The 23,066-nt window shown below is 52.7% G+C and carries 19 protein-coding genes; 10 read left to right on the forward strand and 9 right to left on the reverse strand.

Features of this window, described 5'->3' with window-relative positions; genetic code table 11:
- Positions 1 to 2: 2 nt before the first annotated feature.
- From polA to B3K89_RS09715, 3 genes are read left to right on the forward strand one after another with little or no spacing between them, the layout of a single operon-like run.
- Positions 3 to 2,849, forward strand: coding sequence for a DNA polymerase I (gene polA, locus B3K89_RS09705; protein WP_293894414.1), 2,847 nt, complete (start codon positions 3 to 5; stop codon positions 2,847 to 2,849).
- The gene (gene coaE / locus B3K89_RS09710; protein WP_293894417.1) at positions 2,849 to 3,457 is read left to right on the forward strand and encodes a dephospho-CoA kinase; all 609 of its coding nucleotides are present in this window, start codon (positions 2,849 to 2,851) and stop codon (positions 3,455 to 3,457) included. Before polA ends, coaE begins: the two co-directional genes overlap by 1 nt.
- Before the next feature lie 25 nt (positions 3,458 to 3,482).
- A complete protein-coding gene (locus B3K89_RS09715; RefSeq protein WP_293894420.1) occupies positions 3,483 to 4,727 on the forward strand; it encodes a hypothetical protein in 1,245 nt (414 codons plus the stop codon).
- Here the strand turns inward: B3K89_RS09715 and B3K89_RS09720 are convergent.
- Complete coding sequence (locus tag B3K89_RS09720; protein WP_293894423.1) at positions 4,693 to 5,784, reverse strand: KamA family radical SAM protein; 1,092 nt, start codon at positions 5,782 to 5,784, stop codon at positions 4,693 to 4,695. The genes B3K89_RS09715 and B3K89_RS09720 overlap by 35 nt on opposite strands.
- A 114-nt stretch (positions 5,785 to 5,898) precedes the next feature.
- Between B3K89_RS09720 and B3K89_RS09725 the strand changes: the two genes are divergently transcribed.
- Complete coding sequence (locus B3K89_RS09725; protein WP_345907338.1) at positions 5,899 to 7,197, forward strand: MFS transporter; 1,299 nt, start codon at positions 5,899 to 5,901, stop codon at positions 7,195 to 7,197.
- Here the strand turns inward: B3K89_RS09725 and B3K89_RS09730 are convergent.
- Complete coding sequence (locus B3K89_RS09730; protein ID WP_293894429.1) at positions 7,194 to 7,769, reverse strand: manganese efflux pump MntP family protein; 576 nt, start codon at positions 7,767 to 7,769, stop codon at positions 7,194 to 7,196. The two genes, B3K89_RS09725 and B3K89_RS09730, sit on opposite strands and share 4 nt — an antisense overlap.
- A 273-nt stretch (positions 7,770 to 8,042) precedes the next feature.
- Between B3K89_RS09730 and B3K89_RS09735 the strand changes: the two genes are divergently transcribed.
- Together B3K89_RS09735 and hcp are read left to right on the forward strand one after the other, a co-directional pair.
- Positions 8,043 to 8,183: a cupin domain-containing protein gene (locus B3K89_RS09735; RefSeq protein ID WP_345907339.1), complete on the forward strand. Its 141-nt coding sequence runs from the start codon at positions 8,043 to 8,045 to the stop codon at positions 8,181 to 8,183.
- 24 nt (positions 8,184 to 8,207) lie between these two features.
- Entirely contained in the window at positions 8,208 to 9,842 is a 1,635-nt protein-coding gene (hcp, locus tag B3K89_RS09740) for a hydroxylamine reductase (protein WP_345907340.1), read from the forward strand.
- Positions 9,843 to 9,915: 73 nt separating this feature from the next.
- Here hcp and B3K89_RS09745 read toward each other — a convergent pair whose 3' ends face one another.
- The 4 genes from B3K89_RS09745 to B3K89_RS09760 all read right to left on the reverse strand — a co-directional run bounded on the left by B3K89_RS09745 (position 9,916) and on the right by B3K89_RS09760 (position 14,929).
- Positions 9,916 to 11,175: a DUF1302 family protein gene (locus tag B3K89_RS09745; RefSeq protein WP_345907341.1), complete on the reverse strand. Its 1,260-nt coding sequence runs from the start codon at positions 11,173 to 11,175 to the stop codon at positions 9,916 to 9,918.
- Positions 11,176 to 11,178: 3 nt separating this feature from the next.
- Entirely contained in the window at positions 11,179 to 11,967 is a 789-nt protein-coding gene (locus B3K89_RS09750; protein ID WP_345907342.1) for an outer membrane lipoprotein-sorting protein, read from the reverse strand.
- The gene (locus B3K89_RS09755) at positions 11,964 to 14,273 is read right to left on the reverse strand and encodes an efflux RND transporter permease subunit (RefSeq protein WP_345907343.1); all 2,310 of its coding nucleotides are present in this window, start codon (positions 14,271 to 14,273) and stop codon (positions 11,964 to 11,966) included. The genes B3K89_RS09750 and B3K89_RS09755 overlap by 4 nt, the downstream gene beginning before the upstream one ends.
- A 74-nt stretch (positions 14,274 to 14,347) precedes the next feature.
- A complete protein-coding gene (locus tag B3K89_RS09760; RefSeq protein ID WP_293895604.1) occupies positions 14,348 to 14,929 on the reverse strand; it encodes a TetR/AcrR family transcriptional regulator in 582 nt (193 codons plus the stop codon).
- A 127-nt stretch (positions 14,930 to 15,056) separates the two neighbouring features.
- On the opposite strand from B3K89_RS09760, the gene B3K89_RS09765 reads away from it, so the two are divergent.
- Positions 15,057 to 17,132, forward strand: coding sequence for a glycoside hydrolase family 88/105 protein (locus B3K89_RS09765; RefSeq protein WP_293895601.1), 2,076 nt, complete (start codon positions 15,057 to 15,059; stop codon positions 17,130 to 17,132).
- On the opposite strand, the gene B3K89_RS09770 is transcribed toward B3K89_RS09765, so the two are convergent.
- From B3K89_RS09770 to B3K89_RS09780, 3 genes are all read right to left on the reverse strand, one after another.
- Complete coding sequence (locus B3K89_RS09770) at positions 17,129 to 17,419, reverse strand: ABC transporter permease subunit (RefSeq protein WP_345907344.1); 291 nt, start codon at positions 17,417 to 17,419, stop codon at positions 17,129 to 17,131. The genes B3K89_RS09765 and B3K89_RS09770 overlap by 4 nt on opposite strands.
- Before the next feature lie 208 nt (positions 17,420 to 17,627).
- Positions 17,628 to 18,191: an elongation factor P gene (gene efp, locus B3K89_RS09775; RefSeq protein WP_293895595.1), complete on the reverse strand. Its 564-nt coding sequence runs from the start codon at positions 18,189 to 18,191 to the stop codon at positions 17,628 to 17,630.
- An 18-nt stretch (positions 18,192 to 18,209) separates the two neighbouring features.
- Positions 18,210 to 19,202: an amino acid--tRNA ligase-related protein gene (locus B3K89_RS09780; RefSeq protein ID WP_293895592.1), complete on the reverse strand. Its 993-nt coding sequence runs from the start codon at positions 19,200 to 19,202 to the stop codon at positions 18,210 to 18,212.
- A gap of 67 nt (positions 19,203 to 19,269) precedes the next feature.
- Between B3K89_RS09780 and mnmE the strand changes: the two genes are divergently transcribed.
- From mnmE to rsmG, 3 genes are read left to right on the forward strand one after another with little or no spacing between them, the layout of a single operon-like run.
- A complete protein-coding gene (gene mnmE, locus B3K89_RS09785; protein WP_293895590.1) occupies positions 19,270 to 20,598 on the forward strand; it encodes a tRNA uridine-5-carboxymethylaminomethyl(34) synthesis GTPase MnmE in 1,329 nt (442 codons plus the stop codon).
- A gap of 1 nt (position 20,599) precedes the next feature.
- Positions 20,600 to 22,411, forward strand: a complete 1,812-nt coding sequence (gene mnmG, locus B3K89_RS09790) for a tRNA uridine-5-carboxymethylaminomethyl(34) synthesis enzyme MnmG (RefSeq protein ID WP_293895587.1) — start codon at positions 20,600 to 20,602, stop codon at positions 22,409 to 22,411.
- Entirely contained in the window at positions 22,401 to 23,060 is a 660-nt protein-coding gene (gene rsmG, locus B3K89_RS09795; RefSeq protein WP_293895585.1) for a 16S rRNA (guanine(527)-N(7))-methyltransferase RsmG, read from the forward strand. The genes mnmG and rsmG overlap by 11 nt, the downstream gene beginning before the upstream one ends.
- Positions 23,061 to 23,066 lie beyond the last annotated feature (6 nt).

Raw genomic sequence — 23,066 nt, forward strand, 5'->3', positions numbered from 1 at the left:
ATATGGACGAATTGTTTACAAACCAGGACTTCGATCAGGAGAAACTTGCCTTGGAGGCCAAGGATCGGGTATTGTCAGTGCCCCCTAAGCCGCAAGAGCCGAAGGCTGTGAGCCCCACCACACTCAGTAACCAGAAAAAACTCTATATCATCGATGGCTACAGCCTCATTTACCGCTCCTTTTTCGGGTTCTTTGCCAATCCGATCCGAGACGCCCAAGGCAATAATGTATCAGCAATCTACGGATTCTTCTCCACCTTGCTCAAGCTCATCCGCGAGTATAATCCCGACTATCTGGTGGTGGCGATGGACAGCATCGGACCGACGTTCCGTCACAGCTTGTACGAGCCCTACAAAGCAAACCGTGACGCGGCTCCCGAGGAGCTGCACACCCAGGTTCCGCTCATCCAGAACATCCTCAAAGCCTTGAAGATACCCACGATAGAGATGCAGGGCTTTGAGGCCGATGACATCATCGCCACGCTCAGCGACGAGGCAACCCGCCATCAGATCGACACCATCATGTTTACCGGCGACAAGGACCTTCTGCAGCTGGTCGATGAACATACCTTTGCACTCAGGCCGGCAAAGAAAAATGAGAAGTTCTACCGGCTCATGGGGTGTGCTGAAGTAGAGGAAGAGTACGGGATAAAGCCGTCGCAGGTAGTCGATTACCTCTCCCTGCTGGGCGATTCCTCCGACAATGTTCCCGGTGTGAAGGGCATCGGGGAGAAGGGGGCTGCCAAACTTTTGCAGCAGTTCGAATCCTTGGAGGGCATTTATGCCAATCTCAAGCTCATTGCTCCCGGTTTGCAGAAGAAACTGGTCGAGGGTGAAGAGAACGCCAAGTTGAGCAAGCGCCTTGTTGAACTGAAACGAGACCTTTTCACCGTTGAGACCTTCGACACCGAGCAGTATTTGGTACGCGATGTGGATTACGATGCCGCCGTTCCCCTGTTTCAGGAAATCGGGATGCGAAGCATCATCAAGGAGCTGGGAAGGGCCTCGAACGGAGACGGCGCCGCGCCTGCTCCTCCCAAGGCTGAAGTGAAGACGCAGGCCGGTACAGCCTCCTATGTGGCGGTTACCGATCTTGCCCAGGTCAAAAGACTGTTTGATGAAGCCGTACAGGCCGGTGGCGTGATGGCTTTCGATCTTGAGACGACCGGCTTGGATGAGATGACGGCCCAGGTGATCGGCTTCTCGTTCTGCTGGGTTGAAGGCACTTCCTACTACGTGCCTCTTGTACATGAAGGCAGGGAGCTTGTGGACAGGCGGCAGGCCAGGGACCTGCTCGATTCCTACTTCAGCACAGCCAAGCTGTCGTTGGTGGGGCAGAACATCAAATATGACTACAAGGTTCTCAGCCAATGGGGCATCAAGGTCAAGAGCATGGTGTTTGACACCATGGTGGCTGCCTGGCTGTTGGACAGCACATCCGTCTTCAACATGGACTACCTTGCTGAAAAGTATTTGAATCACAAAACGGTCCGCTACAGCGACATCGTGCCCAAGGACAAGCTGCTCTCGGACATCCCCCTGGACCAAGCGGTCTTCTATGGCGCTGAGGATGCCGATATCACCTTCCGTCTCTACAAACTCTTTGCCGAGCTGCTTGCGGCACGCAATCTTCGCACGCTTCTGGATGAGTTGGAAATGCCGCTGCTTCGGATCATCGCCGAGATGGAGCTTGCCGGCATCTACCTCGAACGCAAGCTCATCGAACCGCTTTCAGCGGAATTCGAGCAGCGCATCGATGCTATACGCAGTCAGATTTTTTCCATGTGCGGCCATGAGTTCAACCTGAATTCGCCTCAACAGCTTCAAGAGGTGCTCTTTGTTGAACGAAATATTCCAACCGGGGCAAAAACGCGTTCCGGGTTTTCCACCTCCACCGATGTGCTGGAACCGTTGAGGGACAGCTATCCTGAGGTCGAGCTCATCCTTCAATACCGGATGCTCAACAAGCTCAAGACAACCTATATCGACAAACTGCCGCAGCAGATCAATGAGAAGACACAGAGGATTCATCCTTCATTTGCCCAGACCGGAACAGAAACCGGCCGGCTCTCCTGCAAGGACCCCAATCTGCAGAACATACCGGTCAGGACGGAGGAGGGCAGGAGAATCCGCTCAGCCTTTGTACCCAAAGCCGGCCACCTCTTCCTCTCTGCCGACTACTCCCAGATAGAGTTGGTGGTGCTGGCCCATATGGCCGACGATCCCGGCCTGAAAGGGGCGTTTGAAGCCGGTATCGACGTACACAGGTTCACCGCCAGCCTGATTTTCGATGTTCCGCTTGAGCAGGTGACAGCCGAACAACGAAGGATTGCCAAGACGATCAACTTCGGGGTCATGTACGGCATGGGAACCCACAGCCTGGCAATGGACCTGAAGATTCCCCACTCCGAGGCGAAGCAGTTCATCGAGCAATACTTTGAACGGTATAGTGCAGTCCGCACATTTGTAGAAGAAACCAAAGCAACCTCCCAAAGAACAGGATCGGTCTCGACGTTGCTCGGCCATGTGCGCACCATCACGGAGATCAACAGCCGCAGTGCCGTGGAACGGGCGAAAGCCGAGCGTATATCCGTCAATACCGTCATCCAGGGAAGCGCCGCCGACATCATGAAGCTCGCCATGCTTCGAGTCGATGCCATGCTCAAGGAGCATAAGCTGGGTGCCCGCCTGTTGTTACAGATTCATGACGAACTCATTTTTGAAGTCCCGGAAGCCGAAATTGAACAGACCAAGGCTGTCGTCAAAGAAGCATTGGAACATGCAGTTGCGCTCAGTGTCCCCTTGCGTACGAGCATCGAGGTAGGTTCCAACTGGGGGGATATCCACTGATGCTGGTGATTGGAATCACGGGGAAAGCCTGTGCAGGGAAGAACGCATACTCCTCGGTTTTTGCATCGTTTGGGTTTCCCGTCGTGGATGTCGATACCTTGGGGCACGCAGCGTTGCAGACAAGCGAACAAAAGATTATCCAAGCCTTTGGAAGCGACATCCTGACCGGCGGGGCCATTGACCGGAAGAAGTTGGGGGCCCTGGTGTTCTCAGATCCAAGAAAGCTCAAAGTGCTGGAAAGCATCTCCCATCCCGAGATGGTTGAGGCTTGCAAGCACATGATCGACCAGGCGAGGCAGCAGAACAAAGAGGCAATCATTCTCAATGCCGCGCTGCTCGGCCGAATGGGTTTGGCCGACCTCTGTGACCATATCGTGTTCATTCAAGCCCCGCTTTTGGTCAGGTACCTGAGGGCGAAAGGCAGGGAGCGACTTTCCTGGAAGCGTTTTCTTGACCGCGAGCGTGCACAGAAGGACATCAATGTCGCCTCCCTGGCAGGGAAAAAACCGGTGAAGGTGTTGCACAATACCCGCTCAAGAACGTTAATTCATCGACAAGTTGCAACCTATTGTGCTACGATAGGATTACCGATTTCTCCACAGTTTTGAAATCGTGGCAATATGAGGGTTTGATATGAATAAAGCGGTTCGGATCAATGTACTGGTCATCACCATAGTGGTGACATTGTTTGTATTCGCAGGACTGTGGTTTATGCGTCCTGGTGTACCAAATGAAATCCTTGAGCAAGCAAGGCAGAGACAGTCCGTACCCCTGATGGAGGTTCAGCCTCCAGTCAAAAAGCCCTCTGTCCAAGACGTCTCAAATACCCTGGCCTTGGCCAAGGAACTCCTTCCCACACTCAAACAGGAGTTGGAAGGGCCGCTTGCGCAGTCCATCCGATCCCAGTTGCTTGCCGACCAGGCATTGGCCTTTGAGTTGTCCAAGTCTGTCCAGCCCTTGTTGGCCGAAGCTCTGCAATCACAACTGGGGAATTTCCGTCAGGAGATGGAGCAATCGATGCTTTCCAATCTTCAAGCCCTCAGGGAAAACCTGCAGGCTGATGCGGTTGCTAATGGAAATCAGATACAGTCGGTCATGTCGGAGGCGATTGCGAGCAACAAGGCAGAGTTGTTGAGCCTCCTGCCGCAACTTGTTGATGCAAAGATTCCCCAGGTGGTGGAGCAGGTGGTCGCGCAATTGGAGGCAAACAAGGAAAGTTATCTTGCAAGCCTGCGAGAGAGCATTGCCCCTGCTTTGGAGGAGTCGGACTTGATTGCCTTGTATGACACTTATCGCAACCAGATTGTGCTCGACCTGGTGCCTGCTTTGCTGGACGAGATGGAGACGACTGTGAGGGAAGAGGTGAATGCCTATGTTGCATCCATGCCCCTGGTAAGGGTCCCTGCAGCTCCTTCAGTGAAACGTCCTTCAATACAAGTACAGGCTCAAAGCGAAACGGCGCCTGTCGCCCCGGTCGTTGAAATTGCACCAGAGGTGGTGACGTCGCCAAGCGAGATGGAGACTGCTCCAATTATTCTCCAGGAAGAACCTGCAGAGCCCATTGCTGAACCCGTTTCCGTCCCCAGCGCTCCGAGTGTCGCACCCGCTGTCGTCCAGCCTGCAGAGCCCATTCCGAGCGCTCCGGTCCCAGCACTGGTTCTTGTGCAACCTGCGGCTCCTTCGATCCCCAAGACAGTGCAGACCACGGTGACAGTCGAGGCCCCGTCGGTACCCAAGCAAGGACAGCCCATCATTACGGTTCCTGTCTTTGAAGAAAAGGAGAAGGTGGTGTTCCTTGCTCCCGAGGAGTATGAGAGACAGCGTCAGGAGATACGAAACAAGGCTATCGAGGATGTTCTGAAGAGGATTGCTCCATAGGGTCGGGATAGGTTCTTGTTTCACCCTCTACGGTCCTGAAGGACCAGAGCCCGCAACCGGATTGTTCGGAGAGGTATCCTTGCATCAAGGGTACCTTTCCTCCTCCTTGGGGAAGGTCGATTGCATACAAAGGCATGGCCAGTCCGCTCAGGCGCTTCCTGAGCTCGGCCTCGATCGCCAGCCCCTCCTTGAGGGGTACCCGAAAATGAGCTGTCCCCGATACCAAGTCTCCTTGGAAGAGGTAGTAAGGCTTGATGCGGTTGAAAACCAAGGTGTTGCACAGCTCTTCCAGGGTGGAGACCTCGTCATTCACTCCCTTCAGCAGCACCGTCTGGTTCATCGCAGGAATTCCCCCATCAACAAAAAGCCTGACCGCCTCGATCGCCCGGGCTGTCAACTCACGAGGGTGGTTGAACTGTGTCATCAGATAAAACGGGGCGCTGTCGAACTGCTTGAGCATGGCGATCAAATCGGCTTTGATGCGCATCGGATAGGATGCAGGCATCCTGCTGCAGAGGCGGATGACCAAGTCGGGCCGTTTGTCCCTGAATGCTTTGATCATCTTTTCGAGTGCTTTGTTTGAAAGCGTGAGGACATCGCCGCCGGTAAAGAGGATTTCTTTCACTTCGGGATGAACATGAACGTAGGCTGCTGCCTGCTCTACCTGCTGTTTGGTGGCCGGTCCTTGGAAGGTGCCGGTAAAACGCCTACGGAAGCAGTAGCGGCAATGGAGGGGGCAGACATCGGTTGTCAAGAATGCCACCCGGCTCTGATAGCGGTGGATGAGACGGTCGGTGACACTGTGGTCGACTTCTGCCAGCGGATCAAGGTGTTCTTCAAAAAGCACCTGTTGTTCCCGCCTGGTGGGAACAACCTGGCGGCGGATGGGATCCTCTGGGTCGTTCTTGTCGATGAGAGCAAGAAAATAGCAGGGAATTTTCAGAGGCAGGGAGGTAGGATCATCAGAGTCGAACAACCATTCATCCTCGGTGAGCGCTAGATGGGTGCTTAACGCTTCTTTGGATGTAATGATGGTTGACTGTCGGTGTTTGTGCATGACGAAGGTGTACCGTAAAGTCAGAATTTCGTCCAGAGCATGGTATAATACTCATCATATCGTAATAATTTCATGGTACACTGAAATCAACTGCACGCACAAAGGAGTTGTTGTATGGCCAAAGCACAAAAACGGGGTCTGAAGGGGTACTATCTGACCACCTTCCTCATCGGGCTCGGATTCTTCACCATGGGGTTGATGGATCCCCTGTATGACACCTATGTTCCGATTTTCTTGGCCCGCTATGTCGAGTCCAAAGCGCTGATCGGCTCGATTATGACCCTTGATAACATGTTGGCCATTTTCCTCATCCCTGTGTTCAGCGCCATTAGCGATCGAACTCATACGAGAATCGGCAGAAGGATGCCGTTCATCATCATCTGCCTGCCGGTGACAGCTGTTGCCTTCGGCCTGATTCCCATCGCCTCTCTGTACAGCGTTTGGTTGCTCATCGTCCTGGTTTTTGTGCTCAACCTGTTCAAACAGGCTGTCAGAGGGCCCGTTGTGGCGCTCATGCCCGATATGATTCCCGGTGATCTTCGCAGTGAGGCAAACGGGGTGATCAACACCATGGGTGGCATTGCGACCATCGTAGGGACTGTTGGTCTTGCCCGGTTGATGGATGTTCCGATCAATCTGCCCGGACGGGGCCCTACCAAGGATATCCTGGCATTTCCGATTTCTTCGATCCTGGTTTTGCTTGCAGTCATCCTGCTGTACTTCTTTGTGAAGGAGAAGAAGGCTGTTGTACATGAGCAGGCCGAGAAGAAGGAGCCGATTTTGGCTTCTTTGAAAGTCATTTTCAGTGAACAGGACAAGAGCGCACTCTTCATCCTGTTTTCGTTGTTGTTCTGGTTTATCGGCTATCAGGGGATTCTGCCGTTTGTCGGGCTGTACTCGAAGGACATCCTGAAGACCAGCAGTGGAACGGCAAGCCTGGCTGCCGGCATGGTCGGCATTGCCTATGCCATCTTTGCCATACCCTCGGGTATTGTTGCCCATCGCATCGGGCGAAAGAAGACCATCCGCATCTCCCTTTCTGTTCTCGTGGTGCTGCTGGCGGCCATTTTCTTCCACGACCCGCTTACTGCGCACCTGGGTGCTGCAATTCGCCAATACACCTTCTGGGCGATGTTGTTCTGCTTCGGCATTTTCTGGGTGTCGGTGGTGACCAACAGCTTTCCCATGCTTTGGCAGATGTCGAGCTATCAGACAGTGGGCATCTATACCGGCCTCTACTACTTTTTCAGCCAGTTGGCTTCGATCATCTCCCCCCCGATTACCGGAGCGTTCATCGATTTCTTTGGGTTCAGGGCAATTTTCCTCTATGGATCGGTCTCCATGCTGATCGCCTTCCTCTTGATGGGCAGGGTGACCCGCGGTGAGCCGGAGGATGATGGGAATCAGAATTAGAATGTGATGACACCCAGGTGCTCAAGCAGGATTTTCAGCCCAATGAGTATGAGCACCGCGCCGCCTGCAATACCGGCTTTGCTTTGCAGGCGGTTGCCGAACCGGTTTCCGATTGCCACCGCAGCCAGAGAGAGGATGAAGGTGACAATTCCGATCAGGGATATGGATAGAAGAATATCGGTCTTGAGGAACGCCAACGTTATGCCTACTGCGAGCGCATCGATGCTCGTGGCGATGGACAACAGCAGCAGTTCCTTCAGATCGAGTCGATCGATCGTTTGAACAGGACAGGATGAATCCTCGGCAAGGGTGTCATACAGCATTTTTGAGCCGATGACGGCCAACAGGATGAATGCGATCCAATGGTCGACTGAAGTTATGTACTGCTCGAACTGAATGCCCAGTATCCATCCAAGGAGGGGCATCATTGCTTGAAAGAAGCCGAAGAAAAGGGCGATTACCAAGGCTTGCCCGTAGTTGATGCGCCTCATTCTCAATCCTTTGCACAAGGATACTGTAAACGAATCCATGGCTAGACCGATGGCGACCAACAATAGTTCTAGGATTCCCAAACCAGATTTCCCCCTCAATTCATAGGGCAGAGTATAGGAGGTTTTGCAGGCTAGGACAAGATTGCCGGAAGAAATCAAAAATTTCCAAGTTTGTTGGAAAACCAACATACGCTTCTTTGGGAATGCTCTACAGTACGAGTGAAGGCAAGCAAGAGGAGAAGAAACGATGTTCAAGAATTGCAAAGCATCTGAAGTCCAAGTCTTTGCAGATCTGGTCCAGTATCAAGGGAGATCAGTACCCACGCAAGCGGCGGGGATGCACTGGTCATTGCGTTGGACGGAGTAGGGGAAGTAACAATCGATGAAAAGAAATTCACTGTAAGAAGTGGAGAATCGATTCTCTTGCCCGGCAACGTCCCCCATGCAGTCTATGCACCAGAGCGATTCAAGATGTTTCTGGTAGTCAGCTTTTAAACTACGTTCGTAAGGAGAATACAAATGGATACCAAGATGTTCTGTTTCCAGTGTCAGGAAACCGCCCGAAATTTCGGATGCACCCAAGTCGGCGTTTGCGGCAAGCAACCCGAAACCTCCAATCTCATGGACCTGATGATCTGGGTGACCAAGGGCTTGAGCCAGATAACCACCAGACTCCGCGCCGAGGGCAGGCAGATCGACAAGGATGTGAATCACCTTGTCACCTACAACCTTTTTCAGACCATCACCAATGCCAACTTTGACGACGACAAGGTGGTGGAACGCATTCTCCTTACCATTGCGGCAAAGGAGCAATTGCTTGCTGATCTTGCAGATAGGAAGGACCTCAGTGCTGCCGCGCTGTTCAACAATGTCGATACTTCGACCTATGCAGAGCTTTCCAAGACCGTCGGTGTCCTTGCACAGAGCAATGAGGATGTCCGCAGTCTCAAGGAGCTGATCACCTACGGTTTGAAAGGTGTCTGCGCGTATACAAAGCACGCCAACAACCTGATCAATGAAAGTGAAGAGCTGGATGCTTTCATCCAGAGGGCCCTCTCAGACCTGCTTGAAAAGAAGAGTGTCGATGAGTTGGTGGCACTCACCTTGGAGACCGGCAAGTGGGGTGTTGCAGGCATGGCCCTGCTCGATACCGCCAACACCAGCGCGTATGGCCATCCCGAGATCACCAAAGTCAAGCTCGGAGTTGGCAAGAACCCCGGCATCCTGATCAGCGGCCACGACCTTCGCGACCTGGAGATGCTGCTCGAGCAGACACAGGGCACCGGAGTCGATGTCTACACCCACTCCGAGATGCTTCCCGCCCACTACTATCCCGCATTCAAGAAGTATCCCAACTTCTACGGCAACTACGGCAACGCCTGGTGGATGCAGAAGAAGGAATTCGAGTCCTTCAACGGCCCGATCTTGATGACCACCAACTGCATCGTTCCTCCAGCCGAGTCATACAAGGCACGCCTGTTCACCACCGGTGCCACGGGCTTTCCGGGTTGCAAGCACATCAGCGGTTCAATCGGCGAGCAGAAGGATTTCAGTGAGATCATCGCGCTTGCCAAGACTTGTGCGGCTCCGACGCAGATTGAGGACGGGGAGCTGGTCGGCGGGTTCGCCCATGAGCAGGTGTTCGCCCTGGCCGACAAGGTTGTCGATGCCGTGAAGAGCGGTGCAATCAAGAAGTTTGTGGTCATGGGTGGTTGTGACGGTCGTTCCAAGAGCAGGGATTACTACACCGAGTTTGCAAAGGCTCTGCCGAAGGATACTGTAATCCTGACCGCAGGCTGTGCCAAGTACAGGTACATCAAGCTCAACCTCGGTGACATCGGCGGCATCCCCCGCGTACTGGACGCAGGCCAGTGCAACGACTCCTACTCGCTGGTTCTCATAGCCTTGAAACTGAAGGAAATTTTCGGCGTGGATGACATCAACGATCTGCCGATTGCTTACAATATCGCCTGGTATGAGCAGAAAGCCGTCATCGTCCTGCTTGCACTGCTCTACCTCGGGGTGAAGAACATCCATCTCGGGCCCACATTGCCGGCATTCCTCTCTCCGAATGTTGCGAATGTGTTGGTTGAGAACTTCGGCATGAGCGGAATCAGCTCTGTTGAGGATGATCTGAAAGTCTTGGTCGGCTGATCGTTCGGTCTAGGTTTTGAAGAGAGCTCCCAGCGTGAGGGAGCTCTCTTCGTCATACGATGGAGTGTGCGTTTTAGAAATACCACCGTAACGCAGCCCAGGCAAGGGAGTTGGAACCATAGGTTCCGAACGTCCCATCCTCGTCACCCAAGAATAGATCGAACCCTCCTTCCAACAGCACGCCATTTCCAAAGTTGTATGAGACCGATGGTCGGATGAGTGCATTCAGCGGCTCCGCTTCAAGGTAGGCGAACAGCCTTGCAGTCAATTGGTCATCGAAAAAGGTGTCTTGTACACGGAAGGTGAATGTATGTGCAAATTCTCTGATTGGTTTCATTTGGGAAACCAGGGTATCTGTATGGTCATGGGTATAGATCATCAGGTACTGGCTCGACCATTGGGCACCTGCCATATTCCAATCAAGTCCGACCAAGGCTTGTATTTGGGAGTGTTTTTCAATCGTGATCGGAGGATTTATGGATGTATCCAAACTGTTCATCGGTTTATCCAGGGCCAAAGCCGCCTCTCCCCGAAGCACCACACCCCCCAAGGCGGTATTGAAGCTGCCTCCGACGAAGGTATAACGCTCATACGCTTGGGAAATCACCCTTGTGGCGGAATCGGGGGCTGTTACAGAGCTCGCCAAGGGCTCATCAGTGAACACATAGCCGCCGTTGAGCTTCCAGCTTATCGCGTTGCCGAAGCGGCCTAGGGAGAGGAAGACTTCACTGTTTTCAAGGCTTGCATCAGGCATGGTCGGTTCCTTGAATGTGACGGAAGTGACCGTAGCGGGGAATGGAAGAGTTGGCGATTGCGCCCACATGGAATCCTGCGATGGCAGGGAGGTCGGGATGAAATGAGTAACCCAAATGCCCTGCAGTGTGTACGGCCCTGTATAATAGTCCACCTTGAAGGCGGGCACAGCCTTGCGGATTTCGCTGAAGTCGGCCAAAATGAACGACCGCATGTCCCTTGGGCTCACCAAATCGGTGATGAATGCACCTTCGGCTTCCCCCCATATGATCTTCTGCTTTCCGATTCTCACATCCGCACGCTCCAGATAGAAGTCAAAGTATGCTTCGGCAAGGTCGAATTGCAAGGCTTTGTTGGGATTGCTGTACACAACCGGGTGAAAAGTCAGTTGTCCCCTATCAGTGGTATGCTCATAGAATGCATCCAACGTTTGCTCATGGACCGGTATGTCCATGGTCTGTGTACGTACTGCGGCATAGTCGCGAACCATCCCGCTGAAGGTACTGTTTGCCGCTAGGGAGGGAAGGCCCGCCATTATCAGCATAAGGAAAACGAAAAGTAGTTTCTGTTTGATTCTCATACCTTACCCCCTTGGACCCATTTTCATTTGACGTTCGGTGAAAAAGTTGTCATCGAAGTCGAGGTTGAATGCGATATCCTTCATCTGGATGCGGGTTGATGTCTGTTTCTCCCAGTCTTTCATGGTCATATCGGTAATTACATAGATGCCATCGATTTGCTCGAATGCTTCTATGCTCAACGTTTTGCCCAACGACCCATCTTGCTTGTAAAACTCTTTCTTGAGGCCGAACCACTCTCCCTCGACCACCCATGAAAGAGTGCGGGGATAGTCTTCAATCCCTTTTGCGATGCTTTCGACTACGAGTGTGGATGTTCCCTGTATTTGTTCTTTTCTGAGTACAGTATGTGTATCGAGATCCGGGTGGCGGCTTCCCATATCGTCATAGGTGAAGTCCGAGCCCATGAACGAGTCGTTCTTGCTGTCGGATGCAATTCGCTTGACCCGCTTCAGTGCAGGCAGATAGATGTACTGTACATCCGAGCGGCCGTCCTCATAGCTGAGACTTAAAAAGCTGGTATTGCGAACATCATTGGGGGAGAGGAAGAACATCAGTTTGCTCTCAACTCCCTCTTTATCCATTCTATATTGGACGATGCTGCGTTCGCGAACCGAGCCCTTGGCATTGGTCAAGGTCATGACCAGGTTTGCACGCATGGTATCGCCGCTGTCGCGGTTATACACTTCCCACATTACCTGCTCACCGGTATAGTCGGCGGCAGACAAGGCAGACATTCCAAGTACTAGTACGATTACCAGGAAAACGGTTTGATGACATCTGTGTGTTCTCATGTAATACTCCTCATAGGGTTTTTATTGATATGTTTGGAAAAGAGATGATTGCTGCGGTCGAGGCGGTGGATCAGGACAACAAGAACGGTAAGCGTTGCGATGGCGCTGGTAGCCATATTCAGGATGATCAAAGCTCCGACCTGCCTGTTGGGCGGGAATACGCTGAATAGCAGGATTGCAAAGCCTCCCATGACGGCGATGGCGTTGAAGACAATGGCTCGTCCGGTGTAGACCAACGTTTCCATGGTCGCCTCTTCAAGGCTCTTCCCTTCGAGGCGGGTAAGGGTGTAGTGATCAAGGAAGTGGATGGCATAATCGACTCCGATTCCTACTGCAATACTGGTTATCAAGGCCGTGGCGGAGCTGAGCGGGATATTGAGAAGTCCCATGACCCCGAAGTTGACGATTGCGGTAATGGCGATGGGAACGGTTCCTGCAATGCCGATTCGGACATTGTGGAACAACAAGGCCAACAAGGCAAAGATGATGCCGAAGGAGATGATCAGGCTGATGATCTGTCCCTCCAACAGTAGCTCGCTGAAGACAAATGTCTTGTACCCGCTTCCTGCATATCCCACCTCGATGTCGAATTCACGGAAGGCTGGTCGATAGGAATCAACGGTGGCAAGCACCTCCTTGAGAACAGCGGAGCTGTCGCTCTTCAACTGGATGGTGATATTTGCTGTTGCATACGTATAGTCTATTACCTGTTCAAGGGTTTCGCTGTCGCCGGAGAATTCGTACAGCAGCAGGTATTGGCTGATGAGTTCCTGGGAGTCCGGGATACTGTAACTACCCACTGCTTGTTCTTCCATAACCTGATTTATCTGCTTGATGAACGTAGCGAGGGAAAGGCTGTTGCCGACGATGGGGTTCGATTCCAGCTCGGTCTGCATCCTGTCCATGGTTTGCAGCACCTGCGGGTTCTTGAAGATATCCTCGATCTCTGAGGTGAGTATGACATTCAAGGTGGAGGTGCCGCCGAATTTGGTATTTACATACTCATCCGTCTCGACGATGGCGCTGTCTTTCTCGAAATTAGCCAAAAAGCTCGTGTCGATCCAGACCTTACTGGTTCCCCAAATGCCGACTGCAAGAATAATCATCGAAAGGATTACCAAGAATTTCGGTCGGTCCATGATCAGTGTATTCAACCTTGACATAGCCGAAGGTTTTGACAGGTTTTGTATCTTTTGCTTGTATTTAGGAATACCCAGCAGGTAGATGGAGGCGGGAAACAACAACAATGCCAGAACCATCTCCCCAAGGACACCGATGGCTGCAAAGAGGCCGAAATATCGTACAGGCAACACTTGGCTGCTCATCAGTGCGAGAAAGCCTATTGCTGTGGTCAAAGCAGTCATGAATATGGGCCTAATCATCTGCCGAAGCGTACTTCGGGCCAGATTGTCCTTGCCGATTGCAGGATTCTCAACTGTCAGATGATGGATGGTGTTATGCATATGGATGCCGTAGGCGACACCTATGGCGATCAACATGACCGGGATCATGGTATCAACCGCATAGATGGGTACACCTAAAAGCGTCATGCTGCCGAAGGCAAGCAAGGTACCAAAAAGTACAATGATCATATTCAGGACCGTGTCCCTGACAGAGCGAAGCAGGAAGTAAAGGAGGGCGATCATGGTAAGAATTACCAAGGGAAACATGATTGCCATGTCTTTCGGCCCCAATTCGGCAAGGGATCCCTCGATAATCGGCCGGCCTGCAATTCTCAGCTTCTGCGGACCTTCCCATTGTCCTATCCACTCCTGCAACTCTCTTTGCAGGGTTTTTGTATCAGCATCCTCAACCAACTCGGCAATAATGAGCGTAGCTGTTCCATCCCTGCTTACATTTCTGCCATATATCATGGGATTTGCCTCAACAGCATCTTGGAGTGCAAGCAGAGCCTGTTCGCTTGTGTTTCCTGAAAAGAACGGTTCAACTTCCAAAAAACCATCCGAACTTTGGATATTGTCGGCGGTGGTCAAGGATATTACCCGCTCTATTGCTTGGAAATCCTCTTCCAAGGCAGTGGTAAGCGCATCGATTTTCTCAATCGTAGGTGCATTGTAGATTCCTTGCGGGTCTTCAAGAACGATCAGAATTGCATCACCGATGCCGAAAAGGTGCTCTGCTTCATCACTTGCAATGAATGCTGGATGGGTTTTCGGCATGTACTCGGTAAGATCGGTTTCCAGGCTTGCAGAGTTGAAGATTGAGACGGCAAACAGGATTGAGAGCATAAGAAGCAACAACAGCAAAGCGAAAGGGTGCTTTGCCAGAGAGATGATGAATTTCATATATCCTCCAAAATAGTTAACGTTTACTTACTTCCATGTGACAAAAACATGCATCCTATCTGTCGCTCGATGCATCAGCGTGTGGTGAACAGCGTGATAAGGCTATCTGCTATCGGGGCGGCTTGGTTTGTGAGACTGGTATGCGAGCCTTGCAGGTGCCACCTGGAAACAGTAAGGCGAATCGAGCCGAAGGTGATGACGGCTAGCTGGCGGGGGTCGATATCCGCTCTACAAAAACCCTGTTCGATCAGTTTTTGGAAAAACTGGACCAAATGAGACAGGTTTCTCTCCATGAGGGTGAGTAAATCGCCTCGCAGTTGGGGATCCACATTGAACGTTTCTTCTGCAAACAGCATGAGTGTGAAGGCTGTGTTGTGTTCCAATAGTGTGAAGAGTTCTGAGAGAAAGGTGTGAAGAGCTTCAAAGGAAGGGACCTCATTGTTGAGCAACGTGGTGAAGTGAGGGGAGAGCATTGCATTGAGATGGTCAAGAATGGCTTTGAGAAGTTCGTGTTTGCTTTCAAAATGGCGATACACAGCCGCTTCGCTGACGCCGATGGCCGATGCCACATTCCTGATGGTAAGTTTCTGGATTCCCTCAGTAGCGGTGAGTTTGATGGCTGCCTCAATGAATTCCAACTGCCTCTGGGTTTGCATGTCCCTCTCCTTATTGTAAGTTAACGGTTACTAACGTACTGGATTTTTTTCCTTTAGGCAAGAGGAATCATACGTTTCTCCCATCAAATTCCTTGCCTCTCCGCGCGCTTCAAGGGATACTAGAGGTATGGACAGAGCAAAAAGCATGGCAAACGCCAGTGAATTCCAGAGTGCAAAGGCTATTGTGGAGCGCTATCTCTCACTGCATGCAGACGGTTCGTATACCTATCGTCCTTTTATGAAGAAAGGCATCTACCGCGGGCACGATTACCGCTATCATGCCGATTTGCAGCAGCTTCTGCCTTCTGCTAAGCTCGGGACCTTCTCCTATCTCTGGGGAACCTATGAGGCTGCCGATGCAACGACGCTCCGCTTCGCCCTCATTCCCTACGGGCCGGTGAAAATCCATGTGAACGGCGTCCTTGAGGCGGGCAGCGACATCTTCAGTGAACGGTACCGCTCCAAACAAATCTTCGACCTCCCCATGAAGAAGGGAAACAATGAGTTGGTTTTGGTGTGCGAGAACACCAGCGGCGGGTTCGGTTGTGAATTCGGCACCTGGGTGGGTAAGCTTGATTACTACTTTCTCATGCCCCCGATCTATCCCTGCATGGAAGGTGTTTGCTACTCCGAGCCGCAGGAGTCCTTGCTTGATAGTGTGAACGCTGATGCATTGAAAGCACTGTCTTGGCTTCCCCGCCTTCCCGATTTTTCCGCTGACAAGCTAGACCTGACAGAGGTCTTTCCCCGCGCATCGGACGACGAATGGGCGGTTGTAACAACGTCCTTCACTGCACCGAAGCCTATGTGGTGCAACCTTAGAAGCAATGCCGAGCTGGCACTCGACGGCCAAAGCGTAAGCGGTTCGGTGGAAGTGAAGAGCGGCAGCCATAGCTTGACTCTCTTTGCCAGGATAGGCGAGACTGTCCAGCTGTCGATTACGGATGCAAAACAAGGCGGTTGCCTATCCTTGACGCATCCCCTTTTGGGGCTTGACTGTGCATATCGGTTTGCAATTGCAGGACCCTTCGTCGTCAGGCCGGAGGGTTTTACCATCCAGTTCACCAAGCCCTTTTCCACCTCGAATGGATTGGATTTCTGGCATCTGGAGGGTGGTGACATCTACCTGAGAATGTACAATGACAATGCACTGTTCGGCCATTGGAACTACCCTTTGGGAGTCACCCTCTATGGCTTGGTGGAAACCGAACGGATGTTCAAGAATTTGGATCCGGAGTTGGCGGTACAGATCCATGCATATCTGAAACGCCATCTCCAGATAAGCATCGATACCTATGAGTACGCCATGTGGGACAAGGATGCGCTCGGTGGAGCAACAGCCGTCCATCACCTGATGACCAGCCTGGACAGTCTGGACGATTGCGGCAGTTTTGGCTCGACCTTGCTTGAAATAGCCAAAGACCACGACCTTACCGGCTATGAAACACTTATTGAGGCGGTGGGAGTGCATATCAGCAAAACCCAGCCTCGGCTTGCCGACGGAACGTTCTTCCGCACCGGCCTGATGCATGAATTCCATGAGAATACCATGTGGGTCGATGACTTGTATATGTCCGTTCCGTTCTTGTGCCGGTATGCCGCATACCTTGGTAGTGATGAACCACTGGAGGATGCAGCCCGTCAATTCTTCGGTTTTGCCAAGTACCTGTATATGCAGGACCAGCAGTTGATGAGCCACGTTTACGACTTCGACCGAAACATTGCAACCGGAATCCCCTGGGGTCGGGGGAACGGCTGGGCGCTTTTCAGTCTCTCGGAGCTCCTGCTGGTCCTTGCCCAGTCACATCCGAAACGAGAGGCCCTTTTGACTTTGTTCCGAAATCTGAGCAGCGGCTGTCTGAGGCTTCAGGACGAGATGGGGATGTTCCATCAGGTACTGGATATGCAAGAGAGCTATCAGGAGAGCAGCTGTACAGCGATGTTTGCCTGTGCTTTTTCACGGGGGGTTCGCAATGGATGGTATGAGGAGAGCGAGCCGTACAGGCAAGGGTGCATCAAGGCGTGTGAAGGTCTGAAAAAGATGGCCATCGATAGCGACGGCCATGTATGGGGAGTGTGCAGGGGGTCCGAGTTCTCCTGTTCCAAGCACTATTATGCAGAGCAGTTGCTACCCCGCTTGGATGATACCCATGGAATCGGGATCATCCTGCTCGCACTGTGCGAGCGGATGAAGCTCGATTAGCCTTTCAGACCGGTGGTCACCAAGCCCTGTACGATATACTTCTGGAAGATCAGGAAAATGATGAGGACCGGAAGCAGGGTGAGGGTTCCCATGGCAAATATCGCCGACCAGTCGGTGGATGTCATGGGGTCGCTGAACATGCGAAGTGCCAGGGAGACGGTGAACAGCCTGGGCTTGTTCAAGAAGAGAAGGGGGCCCAGAAAGTCGTCCCAGCGCCAGTAGAAACTGAAGATGGTGCTGGTGATGACTGCAGGCTTGATCAGGGGGAAGAGAATTCTGGAATACATCATTGTGATGATTTCATATACTTGATATTTGTTGGAGTATGTGGATCTATCTCTTATCTTTGTAAATACTTGTTTGAAACCAACCGTTATTTGTGGTCATAGATGGAAATAGTCACAGGGAACTATAGGTAAGTGGATGTGCCATAGCGGAAAAAAAGAACCTCCAAACACGAGGTTCGGAGGTTTCTGGATACAGGGAGGAATCCTGTCAGTTGTTCACTCTTTCGAGGTATTCCTTGGTCTCGGTGTTTACCCGGATTTTCTCACCCTGCTTGATGAAGATGGGAACGCGGACCTTCAAGCCGGTCTCGGTGGTGATGTATTTGGTTGCACCCTGCACGGTGTCACCCTTGACGGCTTCCTCGGCCTCGGCGACCAAAAAAACAACCTTCGGCGGAACCTGGATTTCCAACAGCTGGGTTTCCCAGAAGGTGCAGCGATAGGTCTCTCCGTCCTTCATCAGGTACTGGTAGTCGGGGAAGTTGCCCATCGGAACCTCAATCTGCTCGAAGTTGTCGGTCAACATCAAGTGGAAATTCTCCCCGTCGTTGTACAGATACTGGCAGTCCCTATCGACTACGGTGATATCCTCGGCGTTGTCCTGGCTCTTCATCGTCTCTTGGAGCGTCTGACCGGTGGAAGGACTCTTCAGCTTCAGGCGAACGAAGGCGGAGCCTTTTCCTGGATTTACGAATTCACGGTCGACAACAACAAACGGTTGTCCTTTGATCAACAAGGCGGTTCCCTTATCGATTTGACCTGCTTTAATCATGCTCATTACCTCGTATATTTACAAATTGCACGTATTACCACTCTTCAGCATACCAGAAAGGGGAAAAAGAATCACCCCCTGCAGGTCTGTTTTTCCCATCAACAGCATCTGCAGGCGGTCAAGCCCCAACGCAACTCCCGAACAAGCGGGCATTGCAGAGAATACGGCGGCTAATTGAGGGTCTATATCAGGAATTACCGATCCGCTTTCCTCCCGTTTCTGCACCAAGCGGGCGTACTCGTCACGATAGTATGTCTGGATTGTTTGCAGGTTGCGGTCCTCATCATAACAGTTTGCGACCTCCACACCTTTCACATAGAGCTCCCACCGCCGTCTGTATGCACCTTCCTGCTTGGCAAGACACTCGATTTGCTTGGGGTACCGCTGGAGAACCAGCGGTCGGTCCTGAGGGAGGTTCGGCTCGACAAAGGTGAGAAATATGCGATTGAAGGTCTCCTCCCAACTCTCTGGCTCATCCGGGACGGTGAGGCCCAGCCTTCGTGCTTTAGAAGCCAGCGAAGACTGTTTTTGATGCTTGTCCAAATCCACGTCGGCATAGGTTTTCATCGCCTCGACGACACTGAGACGGGCAAATGGTGGACGCAGGTAATCCGGACTATCTTTTGTGAGCAGGGAGGAGAACAGCTCTTCGGTGATTTTGATTGAATCCTGTTCATCGGCTCCCACCGTATAGTACTCAAGCATGGAGAATTCGGGATTGTGAATGTGTCCCAGCTGTTCGCTGTTGCGAAAGCAGTGACTGATCTGATAGATGCTTCCCCAGCCCTGAGCAATGAGCTGTTTCATGAATATCTCCGGGGATGGAACCAAATACAACTCGGTGGAGGGCAGGAACGGGTTCTGAAACCGGGTTGCGAAGTTCTCGATGGTGGACTCGGGAATCAGGGAGGTGGAGAGGATCGGGGTGTCGACCTCGGTGTAATCGCGTCCATCGAAGAAGGTGCGGATGGTTCGATACATGGCCGAACGAAATTGTGCTGCTGCTTTCATGGCCGAATCATAGCCAAAGCTCCTGTTGTGTTGCAAGTGCCGGCGTCGCTGGAGTATACTCGCCTGTATGAAGCGATATGTTACTGACGACATCATCTATGCGCTTGCAACGGCATGGGCGCAGAGCGCCCTTGCGGTGATCCGGGTCAGTGGAGAGGGGTGCAGAAAGCTGCTCTCTACACGGTTTTCCAGGCCCAAAGCGCTGCTTGATGCTGATAATGCGACATTGGTGCACGGCTACCTTTGCGATGAGAGCGGCAAAGCCATCGATGAGGTTGTTGCTGCGGTATATACCGAGGGCCACGGCTACACGAAAGAAGAGTCGGTGGAATTCACCTGTCATGGTTCTCTTGCCGTAATCAAGGAACTTTTGGCACTTTTCAATCAATTGGGCATGCGTAGTGCCGAAGGCGGGGAGTTCACGTTCCGTGCATTTTTGCATGGAAGATTGGACTTGACCCAGGCCGAGGCTGTGCAGGAGCTGGTCTCCAGCCAAAGCCAGCGCTCGCGCTCGCTTGCCTTGGGCAGGTTGGAAGGAAGCCTGCGCAACCTGATATCGGATTTGAAGGAACAATTGCTCGGCATCGTTGCTGCAGTGGAAGTCCAGCTTGATTATGCAGAGGATGAACTGGATGAATTTGTCTTTCCCCGTTCGAAACTGGTTGATTTGATCAAACAGATTAAGGACTTGTCGGATACCTACCGGATCGGGCGGTTGTACCGCAGTGGTGCCCGCATCGTACTGGCTGGTTCCACCAATGCCGGTAAGAGTTCGTTGTTCAATCTCTTGTTGAAGCAGGAGCGCTCCATCGTCAGTCCGGTTCGCGGAACAACGCGTGACTACATTGAAGCCGACCTCGATGTCCACGGGATACCGGTTCGCCTCTATGACACAGCAGGATTGCGCGAAAGCGATGATGCCATCGAGAGCGAGGGCATCAGAAGGACCGAGCGCCTGATCGGCCAGGCCGACTTGGTCGTCTATCTGGTGGACAGCTCCGAGCTCGGCCATGTCCCCGAAGAGGATGAGCGGACCTTGGTTGTCTACAACAAGAGCGATTTGGTCAAGCCTCCGAAAGGCAGGATGGCCATCAGCGCCCAGACCGGTGAAGGCGTCGGCGCTTTGCTGGCTGAGATTGCAAAACGCTTGGCGAAGGGCAGCGTTTCCACCGGTGATGAACAGGTGGTCATTGAATCGCAGCGGCAGTATACCTTGCTTGAGAACGCCGCCCAAGCGCTCCAGCGGTCCTTGGTCCTGGTCGACCAGGACATCCCTCTGGACATCACCGCCGTTGAATTGGGCGAAGCGCTTCAGAATCTCGGGGAGCTGACCGGTGAAGTAACACCAGCCGACATTCTGCAAAAGATTTTCAGCGGTTTTTGTGTAGGAAAATAACATGGATTATGATGCAATAGTTGTAGGGGGCGGCCATGCCGGAATCGAGGCAAGCCTCGCCCTTTCCAGAATAGGATTTTCTACGCTCCTGATCACCCAGAACCTCGACACCATCGGCAGACTCTCCTGCAATCCTGCAATCGGGGGGTTGAGCAAAGGCAATTTGGTGCGCGAGGTGGACGCCCTTGGCGGGGAGATGGCTCATCTGATCGATCACAGCATGATTCAGTTCCGCATTCTCAACCGTCGCCGTGGTCCTGCCGTGCAGGCTCCCCGAGCCCAGGCGGACAAATTCACCTATGCTCGCCTTGCAAAGGAGACGCTGGAAGCGCAGCACAACCTGGCCTTGTTCATGGATACGGTGGTGGATATCCTGGTCGATGATCACAATCGCCTGGTCGGAGTGGTGACGGAGCGGCGCCATACCATTGCCTGCAAGGTGATGGTCCTGACCACCGGCACCTTCATGGAAGGCCGCATTTTCATCGGTGAGTACGATGCTTCCAACGGACGGCTGGATGAGCCGGCTGCAATCGGGCTGGGCAGTGCATTGCGGAAAAAAGGCTTTCCTGTGGGCAGGCTGAAAACCGGCACCCCTGCACGGGTGAGGCGCTCCAGCCTGGATTTCGACAAGATGGAGATCCAGGATGGCGAAGAGACCATGATGCCTTTCAGCTTCGACTATGACAGCATCCAGCGCCCTGCGCTTCCCTGCCATATCACCTGGACCAATGAGAACACCCACCAGATCATCAGGCAGAACATCCACCGGTCCCCGCTGTATGGAGGCAAGATTGTCGGCAAGGGACCGCGGTACTGCCCGTCGATCGAGGACAAGGTGGTCAGGTTCCCCGATCGGGAGCGCCATCAGATATTTGTGGAGCCCGAAGGTGTGGGAACCGAGGAAATGTATCTGAACGGGATCTCCTCTTCGCTTCCCGAGGATGTGCAACATGCTTTCATCCACAGCATTGCAGGCCTTGAGCATGCCCAGATCATGCGTCCGGCCTATGCGGTTGAGTATGACTTCATCGATCCTCAGGCGCTTTTCCCCTCCTTGGAGAGCAAGTTGGTGGAAAACCTCTTCATAGCCGGACAGACCAATGGAACCAGCGGGTACGAGGAGGCTGCATGCCAAGGCTTGATGGCCGGCATCAATGCATCCCAGAAGCTCAAGGGAGAGAAACCCTTGGTGCTCAGCCGCAATGAAGCGTATACCGGTGTTCTCATCGACGACCTGGTCACCATGGGAACCCAGGAACCGTATCGCATGTTCACCAGCCGTGCCGAGTATCGTTTGAACCTGCGTCACGACAGCTGCGACCAGCGCCTCACAGCAAAAGGTTTATCCGTCGGGCTGCAAAAGCAGGAGGCCCTCGATCGTCTCAAGGACAAGCTTGCAAAAATGGACGCAGTGAAGGACCTGCTTCGAGCACGAAGACTCGAGGAGAAGAGCGCCCTGCAAGCCTTGAAAATGCCGGAAGTGACGATTGCCGATCTCTTGGAGCACATGCCTGAATTGAAGGCGTTTGAGGAGCCGATTCTCTACCAGGTCGAGCTCGATGTGAAGTATGAAGGCTACATCAACCGTCAGGAGCGACAGATCAGCAGATTCGAAAAACTGGAGAGCCTGCTGATTGATGAGAGTCTTGACTATGATGCCATCGAGGGCCTCAGCGCAGAGGGCAAGGAGAAGCTGAAGAAGGTACGCCCCCTGTCAATCGGGCAGGCCAGTCGCATCAACGGGGTGAGAAACAGCGATATTGCCGTTCTGATCGTGCATCTCGACCGGGGAGGAAGACATGGCAGGTAAATACCAAGCGTTGCTTGACGAAGGTCTTTCTTCTCTCTCTCTGGCTCTGGATCAGGGACAAAGGGAGCAGTTGGATGCCTACATAGCAGAACTGGAGCTGTTCAATCCTGTCTATAAGTTGGTGGCTGCAGAGGGTGAGGAGTTGGTGGTTCGCCATATCCTGGACAGCCTGAGCGGATCTTTGACTATTGCCTCGCTGGCCCTGGAATTTCCGTCCTGCAGGATTGCAGACTTTGGTTCGGGTGCGGGGCTTCCCGGCATTCCTCTTGCCATCGCCCTGCCATCCTGCTCCTTTACCCTGGTCGAACGGATGGGCAGGAGAGTGGATTTTCTTCGCAATGCCTTGCTGCGCGCTTCGCTTTCAGACCGTGTCCAAGTTGTCGACAGGGACTTGAAGGAAGTAAAAGACCGGTTCGACCTCATTACTTTTCGGGCGTTCCACCCCTTGGCCGATATTCTCGATCTTGTCGCCGACCTGCTTGTCGATGGGGGGTATGTATGCGCCTACAAGGCGGTGCAAGCCCAAGTGGAAGAGGAGCTTGTCCAGGTACAGCGAACGTGCAAAAGCAGGTGGAAAGCGAGCTTTGTACCCCTTCATGTGCCCCGACTTGATGCGAGCCGCATGCTGTGCCTCTTGCAAAAGATTTGATACCAT

The organism is Sphaerochaeta sp. UBA5849 (genome assembly GCA_002432715.1).
In the GTDB taxonomy this organism is placed as follows: Bacteria; Spirochaetota; Spirochaetia; order Sphaerochaetales; family Sphaerochaetaceae; genus Sphaerochaeta.